Source organism: Paraburkholderia nodosa (genome assembly GCF_001718195.1).
In the GTDB taxonomy this organism is placed as follows: Bacteria; Pseudomonadota; Gammaproteobacteria; order Burkholderiales; family Burkholderiaceae; genus Paraburkholderia; species Paraburkholderia nodosa_A.
Map to the genome: position 1 here is coordinate 1 of NZ_MCNV01000027.1, position 15,362 is coordinate 15,362.

29 protein-coding genes and 1 pseudogene are annotated in these 15,362 nt (G+C 59.4%); all 30 read left to right on the forward strand.

Going from position 1 to position 15,362, the window contains the following annotated elements:
• Positions 1-298, forward strand: a pseudogene (gene tuf, locus BFD71_RS31505) (elongation factor Tu); the annotation flags it as partial.
• 137 nt (positions 299-435) lie between these two features.
• Positions 436-747: a 30S ribosomal protein S10 gene (gene rpsJ / locus BFD71_RS31510; RefSeq protein ID WP_017777154.1), complete on the forward strand. Its 312-nt coding sequence runs from the start codon at positions 436-438 to the stop codon at positions 745-747.
• 200 nt (positions 748-947) lie between these two features.
• Complete coding sequence (gene rplC / locus BFD71_RS31515; protein WP_052406167.1) at positions 948-1,607, forward strand: 50S ribosomal protein L3; 660 nt, start codon at positions 948-950, stop codon at positions 1,605-1,607.
• Entirely contained in the window at positions 1,607-2,227 is a 621-nt protein-coding gene (rplD, locus tag BFD71_RS31520; RefSeq protein WP_028206512.1) for a 50S ribosomal protein L4, read from the forward strand. Before rplC ends, rplD begins: the two co-directional genes overlap by 1 nt.
• Positions 2,224-2,538, forward strand: a complete 315-nt coding sequence (rplW, locus tag BFD71_RS31525; RefSeq protein WP_028206513.1) for a 50S ribosomal protein L23 — start codon at positions 2,224-2,226, stop codon at positions 2,536-2,538. Before rplD ends, rplW begins: the two co-directional genes overlap by 4 nt.
• A 2-nt stretch (positions 2,539-2,540) precedes the next feature.
• Complete coding sequence (gene rplB, locus BFD71_RS31530; RefSeq protein WP_069268211.1) at positions 2,541-3,368, forward strand: 50S ribosomal protein L2; 828 nt, start codon at positions 2,541-2,543, stop codon at positions 3,366-3,368.
• A 10-nt stretch (positions 3,369-3,378) separates the two neighbouring features.
• Positions 3,379-3,654, forward strand: coding sequence for a 30S ribosomal protein S19 (gene rpsS / locus BFD71_RS31535; protein WP_027797286.1), 276 nt, complete (start codon positions 3,379-3,381; stop codon positions 3,652-3,654).
• A gap of 12 nt (positions 3,655-3,666) precedes the next feature.
• Entirely contained in the window at positions 3,667-3,996 is a 330-nt protein-coding gene (rplV, locus tag BFD71_RS31540) for a 50S ribosomal protein L22 (RefSeq protein ID WP_004199272.1), read from the forward strand.
• An 11-nt stretch (positions 3,997-4,007) separates the two neighbouring features.
• Positions 4,008-4,799, forward strand: a complete 792-nt coding sequence (gene rpsC / locus BFD71_RS31545; protein WP_027797287.1) for a 30S ribosomal protein S3 — start codon at positions 4,008-4,010, stop codon at positions 4,797-4,799.
• Between the two features lie 2 nt (positions 4,800-4,801).
• Positions 4,802-5,218: a 50S ribosomal protein L16 gene (rplP, locus tag BFD71_RS31550; RefSeq protein WP_027797288.1), complete on the forward strand. Its 417-nt coding sequence runs from the start codon at positions 4,802-4,804 to the stop codon at positions 5,216-5,218.
• Positions 5,219-5,228: 10 nt separating this feature from the next.
• A complete protein-coding gene (gene rpmC / locus BFD71_RS31555; protein ID WP_028206515.1) occupies positions 5,229-5,423 on the forward strand; it encodes a 50S ribosomal protein L29 in 195 nt (64 codons plus the stop codon).
• Entirely contained in the window at positions 5,420-5,692 is a 273-nt protein-coding gene (gene rpsQ / locus BFD71_RS31560) for a 30S ribosomal protein S17 (RefSeq protein ID WP_028206516.1), read from the forward strand. The genes rpmC and rpsQ overlap by 4 nt, the downstream gene beginning before the upstream one ends.
• A 346-nt stretch (positions 5,693-6,038) precedes the next feature.
• Positions 6,039-6,407, forward strand: a complete 369-nt coding sequence (gene rplN, locus BFD71_RS31565) for a 50S ribosomal protein L14 (protein WP_028206517.1) — start codon at positions 6,039-6,041, stop codon at positions 6,405-6,407.
• Between the two features lie 9 nt (positions 6,408-6,416).
• Positions 6,417-6,725, forward strand: coding sequence for a 50S ribosomal protein L24 (rplX, locus tag BFD71_RS31570; RefSeq protein ID WP_069268212.1), 309 nt, complete (start codon positions 6,417-6,419; stop codon positions 6,723-6,725).
• A gap of 16 nt (positions 6,726-6,741) precedes the next feature.
• Positions 6,742-7,281, forward strand: a complete 540-nt coding sequence (gene rplE / locus BFD71_RS31575; protein ID WP_069268213.1) for a 50S ribosomal protein L5 — start codon at positions 6,742-6,744, stop codon at positions 7,279-7,281.
• Positions 7,282-7,288: 7 nt separating this feature from the next.
• Positions 7,289-7,594 carry a 30S ribosomal protein S14 gene (rpsN, locus tag BFD71_RS31580; RefSeq protein ID WP_069268214.1) on the forward strand — a complete coding sequence of 102 codons (306 nt, stop codon included), beginning with the start codon at positions 7,289-7,291 and terminating at the stop codon, positions 7,592-7,594.
• 14 nt (positions 7,595-7,608) lie between these two features.
• Positions 7,609-8,004 carry a 30S ribosomal protein S8 gene (gene rpsH / locus BFD71_RS31585; RefSeq protein WP_069268215.1) on the forward strand — a complete coding sequence of 132 codons (396 nt, stop codon included), beginning with the start codon at positions 7,609-7,611 and terminating at the stop codon, positions 8,002-8,004.
• Between the two features lie 18 nt (positions 8,005-8,022).
• Positions 8,023-8,553 (forward strand): 50S ribosomal protein L6, encoded by a 531-nt coding sequence (gene rplF, locus BFD71_RS31590; protein ID WP_069268216.1) that lies wholly within the window; start codon positions 8,023-8,025, stop codon positions 8,551-8,553.
• A gap of 12 nt (positions 8,554-8,565) precedes the next feature.
• On the forward strand, positions 8,566-8,931 hold the full coding sequence (rplR, locus tag BFD71_RS31595) for a 50S ribosomal protein L18 (RefSeq protein WP_027819343.1): 366 nt from the start codon (positions 8,566-8,568) through the stop codon (positions 8,929-8,931).
• Positions 8,932-8,945: 14 nt separating this feature from the next.
• The gene (gene rpsE, locus BFD71_RS31600) at positions 8,946-9,464 is read left to right on the forward strand and encodes a 30S ribosomal protein S5 (protein ID WP_028206522.1); all 519 of its coding nucleotides are present in this window, start codon (positions 8,946-8,948) and stop codon (positions 9,462-9,464) included.
• Positions 9,465-9,475: 11 nt separating this feature from the next.
• Positions 9,476-9,658, forward strand: a complete 183-nt coding sequence (gene rpmD, locus BFD71_RS31605; protein ID WP_010106952.1) for a 50S ribosomal protein L30 — start codon at positions 9,476-9,478, stop codon at positions 9,656-9,658.
• A 30-nt stretch (positions 9,659-9,688) separates the two neighbouring features.
• Positions 9,689-10,123 (forward strand): 50S ribosomal protein L15, encoded by a 435-nt coding sequence (gene rplO, locus BFD71_RS31610; protein ID WP_028206523.1) that lies wholly within the window; start codon positions 9,689-9,691, stop codon positions 10,121-10,123.
• A 59-nt stretch (positions 10,124-10,182) separates the two neighbouring features.
• Positions 10,183-11,529: a preprotein translocase subunit SecY gene (gene secY / locus BFD71_RS31615; RefSeq protein WP_028206524.1), complete on the forward strand. Its 1,347-nt coding sequence runs from the start codon at positions 10,183-10,185 to the stop codon at positions 11,527-11,529.
• Positions 11,530-11,537: 8 nt separating this feature from the next.
• Positions 11,538-11,756: a translation initiation factor IF-1 gene (gene infA / locus BFD71_RS31620; RefSeq protein WP_004521905.1), complete on the forward strand. Its 219-nt coding sequence runs from the start codon at positions 11,538-11,540 to the stop codon at positions 11,754-11,756.
• Positions 11,757-11,777: 21 nt separating this feature from the next.
• Positions 11,778-11,894, forward strand: coding sequence for a 50S ribosomal protein L36 (rpmJ, locus tag BFD71_RS31625; protein ID WP_027819338.1), 117 nt, complete (start codon positions 11,778-11,780; stop codon positions 11,892-11,894).
• 35 nt (positions 11,895-11,929) lie between these two features.
• Entirely contained in the window at positions 11,930-12,295 is a 366-nt protein-coding gene (gene rpsM, locus BFD71_RS31630) for a 30S ribosomal protein S13 (protein ID WP_028213337.1), read from the forward strand.
• Between the two features lie 28 nt (positions 12,296-12,323).
• Positions 12,324-12,728, forward strand: coding sequence for a 30S ribosomal protein S11 (rpsK, locus tag BFD71_RS31635; RefSeq protein ID WP_006052224.1), 405 nt, complete (start codon positions 12,324-12,326; stop codon positions 12,726-12,728).
• Between the two features lie 156 nt (positions 12,729-12,884).
• Entirely contained in the window at positions 12,885-13,508 is a 624-nt protein-coding gene (gene rpsD, locus BFD71_RS31640; protein ID WP_069268217.1) for a 30S ribosomal protein S4, read from the forward strand.
• 124 nt (positions 13,509-13,632) lie between these two features.
• Positions 13,633-14,610 (forward strand): DNA-directed RNA polymerase subunit alpha, encoded by a 978-nt coding sequence (locus BFD71_RS31645; RefSeq protein WP_069268218.1) that lies wholly within the window; start codon positions 13,633-13,635, stop codon positions 14,608-14,610.
• Between the two features lie 128 nt (positions 14,611-14,738).
• The gene (gene rplQ / locus BFD71_RS31650; RefSeq protein ID WP_027797304.1) at positions 14,739-15,131 is read left to right on the forward strand and encodes a 50S ribosomal protein L17; all 393 of its coding nucleotides are present in this window, start codon (positions 14,739-14,741) and stop codon (positions 15,129-15,131) included.
• Positions 15,132-15,362: the final 231 nt, after the last annotated feature.

A 15,362-nucleotide genomic window follows, 5' to 3' on the forward strand; every position in this document is an offset into this window, starting at 1 on the left:
GGGTTCGATCACGCCGCACACGCACTTCACGGCTGAAGTGTACGTGCTGAGCAAGGACGAAGGCGGCCGTCACACGCCGTTCTTCAACAACTACCGTCCGCAGTTCTACTTCCGTACGACGGACGTGACGGGCTCGATCGAGCTGCCGAAGGACAAGGAAATGGTCATGCCGGGCGACAACGTGTCGATCACGGTGAAGCTGATCGCTCCGATCGCGATGGAAGAAGGTCTGCGCTTCGCAATCCGCGAAGGTGGCCGTACCGTCGGCGCCGGCGTGGTTGCAAAGATCATCGAGTAAATCGGGTAGAATACCCGGCTTGCTGTAGAAGTTGATGTACCCAGGGACCACCTCGCGGCGCCTTGCCGCGGGGTGGTCCTGCGCTCTTTATATCGTCTGGCGGCGCAAGTCCGCCTCGCTCTTTTCAAGGAATCATCATGCAGAACCAAAAAATCCGTATCCGCCTGAAGGCTTTCGACTACCGCCTGATCGACCAGTCGGCTGCTGAAATCGTCGACACGGCGAAGCGTACGGGTGCAATCGTTCGTGGCCCGGTGCCGCTGCCCACGCGCATCCAGCGTTTCGACATCCTGCGCTCGCCGCACGTCAACAAGACGTCGCGCGATCAGCTCGAAATCCGCACGCACCTGCGCCTGATGGACATCGTCGACCCGACGGACAAGACCGTTGACGCGCTGATGAAGCTGGACCTCCCGGCTGGCGTGGACGTCGAAATCAAGCTGCAGTAAGAGCCTCCAGCGCCGCCAGAATCTTCGGGTGGCGCTAAGTCTTTGATTGCTTGCGGAAAACGAAAAAGGACGTTATACTTGACGTCTTTTCGCGCGTTTGCGCAAAAAATCGGTGTGTCCCCTTCGAGCCTTTACCTCGAAAACATGCCGGTACTTTGTAAATTAGCCCCGACCAATCGCAGTCGGGAATGGAGAAAACGATGAGCCTTGGACTCGTAGGTCGCAAGGTTGGCATGACCCGTATCTTCACGGCCGAAGGGGATTCGATTCCCGTGACCGTGCTGGACGTGTCCGACAACCGCGTGACGCAGATCAAGACTGTTGAAACCGACGGCTACACGGCCGTGCAGGTTGCTTTCGGTACTCGCCGCGCATCGCGCGTGACGAAGCCGCTCGCAGGTCATCTCGCCAAAGCTGGCGTTCAAGCCGGTGAAATCCTCAAGGAATTCCAGATCGACGCCGCTAAGGCCGCCGAACTGTCCGCTGGCGCCGTGATCGGTGTGGAACTCTTCGAAGAAGGCCAGAAGATCGACGTGCAAGGCACCTCGATCGGTAAGGGCTACGCCGGTACCATCAAGCGTTACAACTTCGCTTCGGGTCGTGCTTCGCACGGTAACTCGCGCTCGCACAATGTGCCGGGCTCGATCGGTATGGCGCAGGATCCGGGTCGCGTGTTCCCGGGTAAGCGCATGACCGGTCACATGGGTGACGAAACCGTGACGGTGCAAAACCTCGAAATCGCCCGTATCGACGCAGAGCGCAAGCTGCTGCTGGTCAAGGGTGCCGTGCCGGGTGCAAAGGGCGGCAAGGTTTTCGTGACGCCCGCCGTCAAGGCGCGCGCCAAGAAAGGAGCGCAATAATGGAACTGAAGCTCCTGAACGCTAATGGTCAGGAAGGCGCAGCTGTTAACGCGTCGGACGTCGTGTTCGGCCGTGACTACAACGAAGCGCTGATCCACCAGATCGTTATCGCCTACCAGGCGAACGCGCGCAGCGGCAACCGCGCGCAGAAGGACCGCGAACAGGTCAAGCACACCACCAAGAAGCCGTGGCGTCAGAAGGGTACGGGCCGCGCTCGTGCCGGTATGTCGTCGAGCCCGCTGTGGCGTGGCGGTGGTCGCATCTTCCCGAATTCGCCGGAAGAAAACTTCTCGCACAAGGTCAACAAGAAGATGCATCGCGCAGGTCTCTGCTCGATCTTCTCGCAGCTGGCCCGCGAAGGCCGCATCTCGGTCGTCGAAGAGCTCTCGCTCGAAGCGCCGAAGACGAAGCTGCTGGCCGAAAAGTTCAAGGCCATGGGTCTCGAATCCGTGCTGGTCATCACCGACACGGTCGACGAGAACCTGTATCTCGCGTCGCGCAACCTGCCCCACGTGGCAGTCGTTGAGCCGCGTTTTGCCGACCCGCTCTCGCTGATCTACTTCAAGAAGATCCTGATCACGAAGGCAGCGGTCGCCCAGATCGAGGAGTTGCTGTCATGAGCGAGATTCGCAAGAACGATCATCGTTTGATGCAGGTCCTGCTCGCACCGGTGATCTCCGAAAAGGCGACGCTGGTTGCGGAGAAGAACGAACAAGTCGTCTTCGAAGTCGCGCCGGACGCGAACAAGCAGGAAGTCAAGGCTGCTGTCGAGCTGCTGTTCAAGGTGGAAGTCGAGTCCGTCAACGTGCTGGTCCAGAAGGGCAAAGCCAAGCGCTTTGGCCGCTTCAACGGCAAGCGCAAGGACGTGAAGAAGGCGTATGTCTGCCTGAAGCCCGGCCAGGAAATCAACTTTGAAGCGGAGGCCAAGTAATCATGGCAATCGTGAAAGTTAAGCCGACCTCGCCGGGTCGCCGCGCGATGGTCAAGATCGTCAACAAGGACCTCCATAAGGGCGCGCCGTTCGCGGCACTGCTCGAAAAGAAGTCCTCGACGGCTGGCCGTAACAACAACGGTCGCATCACGACGCGTCACCAGGGTGGCGGTCACAAGCAGCACTACCGTGTGATCGATTTCCGTCGTACGAAGGATGGCATCCCCGCGAAGGTGGAGCGTCTCGAGTATGACCCGAACCGTAGCGCGAACATTGCGCTGGTTCTTTACGCAGACGGCGAGCGCCGCTACATCATCGCGCCGAAGGGCGTGACGGTTGGCACGCAGCTGATGTCGGGTTCGGAAGCGCCGATCCGTGCAGGCAACACGCTGCCGATCCGCAACATTCCGGTCGGTACGACGATCCACTGCATCGAAATGCTGCCGGGCAAGGGCGCGCAAATGGCGCGTTCGGCTGGCACGTCGGCAATGCTGCTGGCACGTGAAGGCGTCTACGCGCAGGTTCGTCTGCGTTCGGGCGAAATCCGTCGCGTGCACGTTGAATGCCGCGCAACGATCGGTGAAGTCGGCAACGAAGAGCACAGCCTCCGTCAAATCGGTAAGGCTGGCGCGAACCGCTGGCGCGGTATCCGCCCGACGGTCCGTGGCGTTGCAATGAACCCGGTCGACCACCCGCACGGTGGTGGCGAAGGCAAGACTGCGGCTGGTCGCGACCCGGTGAGCCCGTGGGGCACGCCGACGAAGGGCTATCGCACCCGCAGCAACAAGCGCACGACGAGCATGATCGTCCAGCGCCGTCACAAGCGTTAAGGAGTAGGCAATGGCACGTTCTATTAAGAAAGGTCCGTTCTGCGACGCCCATTTGCTGAAGAAGGTTGAGGCGGCTGCAGCTACGCGCGACAAGAAACCGATCAAGACCTGGTCGCGTCGTTCGACGATCCTGCCGGACTTCATCGGTCTGACGATTGCCGTGCACAACGGCCGTCAACACGTTCCGGTGTATGTCACGGAAAACATGGTCGGCCACAAGCTTGGCGAGTTCGCATTGACCCGTACGTTCAAGGGTCACGCGGCCGACAAGAAGGCCAAGAAATAAGGGGCAATCAAGATGGAAGTGAAGGCAATTCATCGCGGTGCCCGCATCTCGGCGCAGAAGACGCGCCTTGTGGCTGACCAGATCCGCGGTCTGCCGGTCGACAAGGCACTGAACGTTCTGACGTTCTCGCCGAAGAAAGCGGCTGGCATCGTGAAAAAGGTTGTGCTCTCGGCGATCGCAAACGCGGAACACAACGAAGGTGCTGACATCGACGAGCTCAAGATCAAGAGCATTTACGTCGACAAGGCAGCTTCGCTGAAGCGTTTCACCGCGCGCGCCAAGGGCCGCGGCAACCGCATCGAGAAGCAATCCTGTCACATCACTGTGACGGTCGGGAATTAAGGAGCCATACGATGGGACAGAAAATTCATCCGACTGGCTTCCGTTTGGCCGTCAGCCGCAATTGGGCTTCGCGTTGGTACGCGAACAACAACAATTTCGCGGCGATGTTGAAGGAAGACATCGGTGTTCGTGAATACCTGAAGAAGAAGCTGAAGAACGCTTCGGTGGGCCGTGTTGTGATCGAGCGTCCGGCAAAGAACGCTCGTATCACGATTTACAGCTCGCGTCCGGGTGTGGTGATCGGCAAGAAGGGCGAGGACATCGAACTCCTCAAGGCCGAACTCCAGAAGCGCATGGGCGTTCCGGTTCACGTGAACATCGAAGAAATCCGCAAGCCGGAAACCGATGCTCAACTGATCGCCGATTCGATCACGCAGCAGCTCGAGCGCCGCATCATGTTCCGTCGCGCAATGAAGCGCGCGATGCAGAACGCGATGCGTCTGGGTGCCCAGGGCATCAAGATCATGAGCGCCGGCCGTCTGAACGGTATCGAAATCGCACGTACCGAGTGGTACCGCGAAGGTCGAGTGCCGCTTCACACGCTGCGTGCTGACATCGACTACGCAACCTCGGAAGCGAAGACGACGTACGGCATCATCGGCGTGAAGGTTTGGGTCTACAAGGGCGACACGCTCGGCCGCAACGACGCACCGGTGGTGGAAGAAGTCGCCGAAGAAAAGCGTCCGCGCCGCAACGCGCGTCCGGGCGATCGTCGTCCGCGCCGTGATGGCGAAGGCGCACCGGGTGCCCGTCGTGGCGCACCGCGCCGTGGCGCCGGCGGTGACGGCAAGAGTGGAGAATAACGATGCTGCAACCGAAACGCAGGAAGTATCGCAAAGAGCAGAAGGGTCGTAACACCGGCGTCGCAACGCGCGGCAACGCAGTTTCGTTCGGTGAATACGGTCTGAAGGCTATCGGTCGTGGTCGCCTGACCGCGCGTCAGATTGAAGCAGCGCGTCGTGCAATGACGCGTCACATCAAGCGTGGCGGCCGCATCTGGATCCGTATCTTCCCGGACAAGCCGATCTCGCAAAAGCCGGCGGAAGTGCGTATGGGTAACGGTAAGGGTAACCCTGAGTACTACGTCGCCGAGATTCAGCCGGGCAAGATGCTGTATGAAATGGATGGTGTGTCCGAAGAACTGGCCCGTGAAGCCTTCCGTCTGGCTGCAGCCAAGCTGCCGCTGAAGACGGTCTTCATGGTTCGCCAGCTCGGCGCCTAAGGAGTGATCGATGAAGGCATCTGAACTTCTTCAGAAAGACAAGGCCGCGCTCGACAAAGAGCTGTCGGACCTCTTGAAGGCGCAATTCGGCCTGCGCATGCAACTCGCGACCCAGCAGCTCACCAACACGAGCCAGCTGAAGAAGGTTCGTCGCGACATCGCACGTGTGCGGACCGTCCTGACTCAGAAGGCGAACCAGAAATGAACGAAAGCGTGAAAACCTCGCTTAAGCGGACGCTGGTCGGCAAAGTCGTCAGCAACAAGATGGACAAGACGGTCACCGTCCTGGTCGAGCGCCGCGTCAAGCACCCGATCTACGGCAAGTACGTTGTGCAGTCGAAGAAGTACCACGCGCACGACGAAGCGAACACGTACAACGAGGGTGACCTCGTTGAAATCCAGGAGACCCGTCCTCTCTCGAAGACGAAGGCCTGGACCGTGTCGAAGCTGATCGAAGCAGCACGCGTCATCTAAAAGTGACGCAACACCCCGGGGAGCCATTTCCCGGGGTGTAGAAGTAATTGAAATCGCTGAAGATTTCGCTTGCTAGACCAAGATTATCGAGTTATAGTCTTGGTCTTCCCTACTTATTGGTTTGCTGTTGGCAAAGCAGCAGGCGGATGTAGGTGGGGAAGCAGATTCGGGCGCCAGTCCGGGTTAGCAAGATTCACCGGAATGCGATGGCCGGTTTCGTTTGCCGTCGCTGCTGTTCTTACCCAAGCAGCTGAGCGGTCGTTCTAGTGGCGGCGCGGCTGACGGGACCAAGACTGACCGGATGTGCCATGGTGGCGCGACCGGATTAAGTTGGGAAAGATAAACCATGATCCAGACCGAAACTCGGCTTGAAGTAGCCGACAACACGGGTGCACGCGAAGTTCTGTGCATCAAGGTGCTCGGCGGCTCGAAGCGTCGTTATGCCAGCATTGGCGACATCATCAAGGTGAGCGTCAAGGAAGCAACGCCGCGCGGGCGCGTGAAAAAGGGCGAAATCTACAACGCTGTTGTGGTTCGCACTGCGAAGGGCGTGCGCCGTCAAGACGGCTCGCTGATCAAGTTCGATGGCAACGCCGCCGTGCTTTTGAATACCAAGCTTGAGCCGATCGGCACCCGTATCTTCGGGCCGGTTACGCGTGAGCTGCGTAGCGAACGATTCATGAAGATCGTTTCGCTGGCGCCGGAAGTGCTGTAAGGAGCCGCGATGAACAAGATTCGCAAGGGTGACGAAGTTATCGTCGTTACCGGCAAAGACAAGGGCAAGCGCGGCGTCGTGCTGGCCATCGGCGAAGAGCGCGTCACTGTCGAAGGCATCAACATCGCGAAGAAGCATGTGAAGCCGAACCCCATGAAGGGTACGACGGGTGGCGTGGAAGCCAAGGCAATGCCGCTGGCTATCTCGAACGTCGCACTGGTCGACGCGAACGGTAAGCCGTCGCGCGTGGGCATCAAGGTCGAAGGGGACAAGAAGGTTCGTTTCCTGAAGACGACCGGTGCTGTTCTGAGCGCCTGACGCTGCGGAGTAAAAAATGGCACGTTTGCAAGAATTTTATAAAGAGAAGGTCGTTCCTGGCCTGATCGAGAAGTTCGGTTACAAGTCGGTCATGGAAGTGCCGCGCCTCACCAAGATCACCCTGAACATGGGTGTTGGTGAAGCCGTCGCTGACAAGAAGGTCCTTGAGCACGCCGTTGGCGACCTCACGAAGATCGCCGGCCAGAAGCCCGTCATCACGAAGTCGCGCAAGGCAATCGCCGGCTTCAAGATTCGCGAAGGCTACCCGATCGGCACGATGGTTACGCTGCGTGGCAATGCCATGTACGAATTCCTGGATCGTTTCGTGACGGTTGCGCTGCCCCGCGTGCGCGACTTCCGTGGCGTGTCGGGCAAGGCATTCGACGGCCGTGGTAACTACAACATCGGTGTGAAAGAGCAGATCATTTTCCCCGAAATCGACTACGACAAGATCGACGCGCTGCGTGGGCTGAACATCAGCATCACGACGACCGCGAAGACCGACGAAGAAGCAAAGGCACTGCTCGCCGGCTTCAAGTTCCCGTTCAGAAACTGAGGTTACCGTGGCTAAACTGGCACTGATCGAACGTGAAAAGAAGCGCGCTCGTCTGGCAGCGAAATTCGCGCCGAAGCGCGCAGCGCTGAAGGCGATCATCGACGACCAAAGCAAGTCGGAAGAAGAGCGCTATTCGGCTCGCCTGGAACTGCAACAACTGCCCCGCAACTCGAACCCGACTCGCAAGCGTAACCGCTGCGCACTCACGGGTCGTCCGCGTGGCACGTTCCGCAAATTCGGTCTCGCACGTAACAAGATTCGTGAAATCGCGTTCCGTGGTGAGATCCCTGGCATCACCAAGGCGAGCTGGTAATAGGAGAAACATAAATGAGCATGAGTGATCCTATCGCCGATATGCTGACTCGCATCCGCAATGCGCAGATGGTCGAGAAGGTTTCGGTTGCTATGCCCTCGTCGAAAGTGAAGATTGCGATTGCGCAGGTTCTGAAGGACGAAGGTTATATCGACGACTTCGCGGTGAAGACCGAAGGTGCGAAGTCGGAATTGAACATCGCGTTGAAGTACTACGCTGGCCGTCCCGTTATTGAGCGCATCGAACGCGTCTCGAAGCCGGGTCTGCGCGTGTACCGCGGCCGCAACGAAATCCCCCAGGTCATGAACGGCCTTGGTGTGGCGATCGTTTCGACGCCGAAGGGTGTGATGACGGACCGCAAGGCGCGCGCTACTGGCGTCGGCGGCGAAGTTATCTGCTACGTCGCTTAAGGCCTAAGGAGAAGAAACATGTCTCGAGTAGGTAAGAGCCCGATCGCGCTGCAAGGCGCAGAAGCGACGCTCAGCGACGAGAAGATTACCGTCAAGGGCCCGCTGGGTACGATTTCGCAAGCTGCGAACCGCCTCGTGAAGGTGGTGAACGACAACGGTACGCTCAAGTTCGAGCCGACCGACGAAAGCCGCGAAGCCAATGCGATGTCGGGCACGATGCGCGCGATTGTCGCGAACATGGTGCAAGGCGTGACGAAGGGTTTCGAGCGCAAGCTGACGCTGGTTGGCGTTGGTTATCGTGCTCAAGCGCAAGGCGACAAGCTGAACCTGTCGCTGGGTTTCTCGCACCCGGTGGTGCACCAGATGCCGCAAGGCGTGAAGGCTGAAACCCCGTCGCAAACGGAAATCGTGATCAAGGGGATCGACAAGCAACAAGTTGGCCAGGTCGCTGCGGAAGTCCGCGGCTACCGCCCGCCGGAGCCCTATAAGGGCAAGGGTGTGCGCTACGCCAACGAGGTTGTGATCCTCAAAGAAACGAAGAAGAAGTAAGGGTGCGCAATCATGGATAAGACTCAATCTCGCCTGCGCCGCGCTCGTCAGACGCGTCTCAAGATCGCTGAGCTGCAGGTCGCGCGTCTGGCCGTGCATCGCACGAACACGCACATCTATGCGCAAGTGTTCTCGCCCTGCGGCACCAAGGTGCTGGCCAGCGCGTCGACGCTTGAAGCTGAAGTGCGTGCGCAACTGGCTGACCAGTCGGGCAAGGGCGGCAACGTCGCTGCAGCCTCGCTGATCGGCAAGCGTATTGCAGAAAAGGCTAAGGCCGCCGGCATCGAATCCGTCGCCTTTGACCGCTCGGGTTTCCGCTATCACGGCCGCGTCAAGGCGCTGGCTGATGCTGCGCGCGAAGCCGGGCTCAAGTTCTAAGGAAGGAATTCGTCATGGCAAAGATGCAAGCGAAAGTTCAGGCTGACGAACGCGACGACGGCCTCCGCGAAAAAATGATTTCGGTCAATCGCGTGACCAAGGTTGTGAAGGGCGGCCGTATTCTCGGCTTCGCCGCTCTGACCGTGGTTGGCGATGGTGATGGCCGCGTCGGTATGGGCAAGGGCAAGTCGAAGGAAGTGCCCGTCGCTGTCCAGAAGGCGATGGAACAAGCTCGCCGCAACATGTTCAAGGTGCCCCTGAAGAACGGCACCCTGCAACACGAAGTGCACGGCAAGCATGGCGCATCGGTCGTCCTCCTCGCTCCGGCGAAGGCAGGTACGGGCGTGATCGCCGGCGGCCCGATGCGCGCAGTGTTCGACGTGATGGGCGTGCAGAACGTCGTGGCCAAGAGCCACGGTTCGACGAACCCGTACAACCTCGTTCGCGCCACGCTGGACGGTCTGCGCAAGCAGTCGACCCCGGCTGACATCGCGGCGAAGCGCGGCAAGTCCGTCGAAGACATTCTGGGCTAAGGGTGGGTACCATGTCTGAAAAAACTGTCAAGGTTCAGCTCGTCAAGAGCCTGATTGGGACCCGCGAAACGCACCGTGCCACTGTGCGCGGTCTCGGCCTGCGCCGCCTGAACTCGGTCTCCGAGCTGCAGGACACGCCGGCTGTGCGCGGCATGATCAACAAGGTCTCGTACCTCGTTAAGGTCATCGGCTAAGCGGTCGACCAAAGACTCCAGGAGTTGAAAATGGAATTGAATAACCTGAAGCCGGCAGAAGGCGCGAAGCACGCAAAGCGTCGCGTCGGCCGCGGCATCGGCTCCGGCCTCGGCAAGACCGCTGGCCGTGGTCACAAGGGTCAGAAATCGCGTTCGGGCGGCTTCCACAAGGTCGGCTTCGAAGGCGGTCAGATGCCTCTGCAGCGTCGTCTGCCCAAGCGTGGCTTCACCTCGCTGACGAAGGAATTCGTTGGTGAAGTGCGCCTCGCCGACATCGAGAAGCTGCCGGTCGACGAAATCGATCTGTTGGCTCTCAAGCAGGCAGGCCTCGTGGGCGAACTGACCAGGAGCGCGAAGATCATCGCTACCGGCGAGATCAAGCGTAAGGTCGTCGTGAAGGGTCTGGGTGCGACGAAGAATGCGCGTGCTGCGATTGAAGCAGCAGGCGGTTCTTTTGCCGAGTGATTGTGAGTGGTGCGTGCGGGCTTGCCCGCCGTCACTAGCATCTGCATCGGAGAAGCTACTTGGCTAACAGCCCGAGTCTCGCAAAAACCGGTCGCAGCGCTCCGAAGTTCGGCGACCTGCGCCGGCGTGCAGTGTTCCTGCTGCTGGCGTTGGTCGTTTATCGTATCGGCGCGCATATTCCGGTTCCGGGTATCGATCCGGACCAACTGGCGAAGCTCTTTCAGAGCCAGTCGGGCGGCATCCTTGGCATGTTCAACATGTTCTCGGGTGGCGCACTGTCTCGGTTCACGATCTTCGCGCTGGGTGTGATGCCGTATATTTCGGCGTCGATCATCCTGCAGCTGATGGCGATCGTCTCGCCGCAGCTGGAAGCGCTGAAGAAGGAAGGGCAGGCTGGACAACGCAAGATCACGCAGTACACGCGGATCTTCACGGTGGTGCTGGCGACGTTTCAGGCGTTCGGCATCGCGGTCGCGCTGGAAAACCAGCCTGGCCTCGTGATCGATCCGGGCATGGTGTTCCGCTTGACGACGGTCGTGACGCTCGTAACGGGCACGATGTTCCTGATGTGGCTTGGTGAGCAGATCACGGAACGCGGGCTTGGCAACGGTATCTCGATCATCATCTTCGGCGGGATCGCGGCAGGCTTCCCGAATGCGCTCGGTGGGCTTTTCGAACTGGTTCGCACCGGCTCGATGAGCATCATCTCGGCGATCATCGTGGTCGTTCTGATCGCAGCCGTGACTTACCTGGTGGTGTTCATCGAACGCGGCCAGCGCAAGATCCTCGTGAACTATGCGAAGCGCCAGGTCGGTAACAAGATTTACGGCGGGCAGTCGTCCCACCTGCCGCTCAAGCTGAACATGTCGGGTGTGATTCCGCCGATCTTCGCGTCGTCGATCATCCTGTTCCCGGCAACCATCCTGAACTGGTTCAGTTCGGGTTCGCGAACCGGCTGGTTTGCGGACACGCTGCACAACGTGGCCGAAGCCCTCAAGCCTGGCCAGCCCGTGTACGTGTTGCTGTACGCGTTGGCGATCGTGTTCTTCTGCTTCTTCTACACCGCACTGGTGTTCAACAGCAGGGAAACGGCCGACAACCTGAAAAAGAGTGGCGCGTTCGTACCTGGCATCCGTCCGGGCGATCAGACGGCACGCTATATCGACCGCATCCTCACGCGTCTGACGCTGGCCGGTGCGATCTATATCGTGTTTGTTTGCCTGCTGCCGGAGTTTCTGGTGCTGCGCTGGAATGTGCCGTTTTATTTTGGTGGAACGTCGCTGCTGATCATTGTCGTCGTCACAATGGACTTCATGGCGCAGGTGCAGTCGTACGTGATGTCGCAACAATATGAATCGCTGCTCAAGAAGGCTAACTTCAAGGGCGGCGGCGTCCCGATGCGTTAAAAGGACCTATGGCCAAAGACGATGTAATCCAGATGCAAGGCGAGGTTATCGAAAACCTCCCCAACGCAACCTTCCGGGTGAAGCTGGAAAACGGCCATGTCGTTCTGGGACATATTTCCGGAAAAATGCGGATGCACTACATCCGCATTCTCCCGGGCGACAAGGTGACGGTTGAGTTGACGCCTTACGATCTGTCGCGTGCGCGGATCGTGTTCCGGGCGAAGTGATTTAGGAAAAAGGGTAATATCATGAAAGTGATGGCATCGGTAAAGCGCATTTGCCGCAACTGCAAAATCATCAAGCGCAACGGCGTCGTTCGCGTGATCTGCAGCTCGGACCCGCGCCACAAGCAGCGCCAAGGCTGATTAGCGCGCTTGCGCTTTTTGTTTGAGGAAAAACAATGGCTCGTATTGCAGGGGTTAACATCCCGAACCACCAGCACACCGAAATCGGCCTGACGGCAATTTTTGGTGTTGGCCGCACGCGTTCGCGCAACATCTGCGTGGCCGCCGGTGTGCCGTTCAACAAGAAGGTCAAGGACCTGAACGACGCGGATCTGGAAAAGCTGCGTGAGGAAGTGGGCAAGTTTGTCGTCGAAGGCGATCTCCGCCGTGAAGTGACGATGAACATCAAGCGCCTGATGGACCTCGGCTGCTACCGCGGCGTGCGCCATCGCAAGGGCCTGCCCCTGCGTGGCCAGCGTACGCGTACCAACGCACGTACGCGTAAGGGTCCGCGCCGCGCAGCACAGTCGCTGAAGAAGTAAGCGGAACTGAAAGTTACAGGAAAACGTAATGGCTAAGGCTTCGAACAACTCCGCGGCGCAACGCGTTCGCAAGAAGGTTAAGAAGAACGTCGCCGAGGGCGTGGTTCACGTTCACGCGTCGTTCAACAACACGATCATCACGATCACCGACCGTCAAGGCAACGCGCTTGCCTGGGCAACGTCGGGCGGTCAGGGCTTCAAGGGTTCGCGTAAGTCGACGCCCTTCGCAGCTCAGGTCGCAGCTGAATCGGCTGGCCGTGTTGCAATGGAATACGGCGTCAAGAACCTCGAAGTGCGTATCAAGGGCCCCGGCCCGGGTCGCGAATCGGCGGTGCGCGCGCTGCATGGTCTTGGCATCAAGATCACCGCGATCTCCGACGTTACGCCGGTCCCGCACAACGGCTGCCGTCCGCCGAAGCGCCGCCGTATCTAAGGCGTCGCTTTAGCCGAACGCCTGAGCCGCCGGAAACGGCGACCCAGGCTCTCGGCGTTATTGAATTGACTAAGCCCACCGTTCGGTTCAAAGAGCCGGACTAGCGCGAAGGCCGGCGTTTAGCCCTCGCGTGATCAATTATCGAAGGAAAGCAACGTGGCACGTTATATCGGCCCGAAGGCCAAGCTGTCCCGCCGTGAAGGCACCGACCTCTTTCTGAAGAGCGCACGCCGCTCGCTCGCCGACAAGTGCAAGCTCGACAGCAAGCCGGGTCAGCACGGCCGCACCTCGGGCGCACGTACGTCCGACTACGGCACGCAGCTTCGCGAAAAGCAGAAAGTGAAGCGTATCTACGGCGTGCTCGAGCGCCAGTTCCGCCGCTACTTCGCGGAAGCTGACCGTATCAAGGGCAACACCGGCGAAAACCTGCTGCAACTGCTCGAATCGCGTCTCGACAACGTCGTGTACCGCATGGGCTTCGCTTCGACCCGCGCTGAAGCGCGTCAGCTCGTGAGCCACAAGGCTCTCACGGTGAACGGCGTCGTTTCGAACATCCCGTCGATGCAAGTGAAGGCAGGCGACGTCGTCGCGATTCGCGAAAAGGCGAAGAAGCAGGCGCGTATCGTCGAAGCCCTCTCGCTCGCAGAGCAAGGCGGCATGGCAGGTTGGGTGTCGGTCGACGCGAAGAAGTTCGAAGGCACGTTCAAGAGCATGCCTGAGCGCAGCGACATCGCTGGCGACATCAACGAAAGCCTGATCGTCGAATTGTATTCGCGGTAATCGGATTGACGGCCGGGGTAACCTCTGTGCTTCGCGCAGGAGGCGGCCTCGGCCGTTTTTTTCAGGTTGTTGCCATCTCAGCCTTATCGGTGTAACGAGCCGAGGGTATTGAAAAGGAAAACCTATGCAAACCAGTTTGTTGAAACCCAAGATCATCGCTGTGGAATCGCTCGGCGACAACCACGCGAAAGTGGTCATGGAGCCGTTCGAACGCGGTTATGGCCACACCTTGGGTAACGCGCTCCGGCGCGTGCTGCTGTCGTCGATGGTGGGCTACGCGCCGACCGAAGTGACGATCGCAGGCGTCGTGCACGAATACTCGACGCTCGATGGTGTGCAAGAGGATGTGGTCAACCTGCTGCTGAACCTGAAGGGTGTCGTTTTCAAGCTGCATAACCGTGACGAAGTGACGGTTACGCTGCGCAAGGAAGGCGAAGGCGTTGTCACCGCTGGCGACATCGAACTCTCGCACGACTGCGAAGTGATCAACCCCGATCACGTGGTTGCGCATCTGACGAAGGGCGGCAAGCTCGACGTGCAGATCAAGATCGAAAAGGGCCGTGGCTACGTGCCGGGCAACGTGCGCCGTTACGGCGAAGAGTCGGCCAAGATCATTGGCCGCATCGTGCTGGACGCGTCGTTCTCGCCGGTTCGCCGCGTGAGCTACGCCGTGGAAAGCGCGCGTGTCGAGCAGCGTACCGACCTCGACAAGCTCGTGATGAACATCGAAACCAACGGCGTGATCTCGCCTGAGGAAGCGATCCGCCAGTCGGCCCGCATCCTCGTGGATCAGCTGTCGGTGTTCGCGGCTCTGGAAGGCACAGAAACGGCCGCGGAAGCGCCTTCGCGCGCCCCGCAGATCGACCCGATCCTGCTGCGTCCGGTGGACGATCTCGAACTCACGGTTCGCTCGGCGAACTGCCTGAAGGCCGAGAACATCTACTACATCGGCGATCTGATCCAGCGCACCGAGAACGAGCTGCTCAAGACCCCGAACCTGGGTCGCAAGTCGCTCAACGAGATCAAGGAAGTGCTCGCTTCGCGCGGTCTCACGCTCGGCATGAAGCTCGAAAACTGGCCGCCGGCTGGTCTCGACAAGTAAGAAGTCTGGCACGGACGCGGATTTTCCTTTAAAATCCGCGTCTTGCCTTTTTCACGTACCGGCCCGTGCCTTGGTAGTTGCAGGGCGATAGAAGAGCTGGACCAAAACTTTGTTTCAAGGAAATTGAAATGCGTCACCGTCATGGTCTGCGGAAACTGAACCGCACGAGCAGCCACCGTCTGGCAATGCTCCGTAACATGTCCAACTCGCTCATCGAGCACGAAGTCATCAAGACGACGCTGCCGAAGGCGAAGGAACTCCGTAAGGTTGTCGAGCCCCTCATCACGCTGGGCAAGAAGCCGTCGCTCGCAAACCGTCGTCTGGCGTTCAACCGCCTGCGCGATCGTGACTCGGTCACGAAGCTGTTCGACGTGCTCGGTCCGCGTTTCGCGAACCGTCCGGGCGGCTACCTGCGTATCCTGAAGTTCGGTTTCCGTGTTGGCGACAACGCACCGATGGCACTGGTCGAACTGCTCGACCGTCCGGAAGTCGCGGAAGAGAACGTCCAGGAAGCGGAATAAGCTTTCCGTCGCTCGATCCCCGGATTGAGCGGCATGCGAAAAAGCCAGGCCTAGCCTGGCTTTTTTGTTTTCCGGCGTGGATGAAAGCGCGCCGTACCGTGTTTGCCGGTTGCAGTCCCCCTTTGCCACACGGTGCACGAGAGAAGCCGATCGGCGCCGATGGTACGATTGCGTTCTGCCCCGAAGCCCGTTTGCCGTCGCAAGCGGGCACCACGCCGGAGTTCGTCGTGA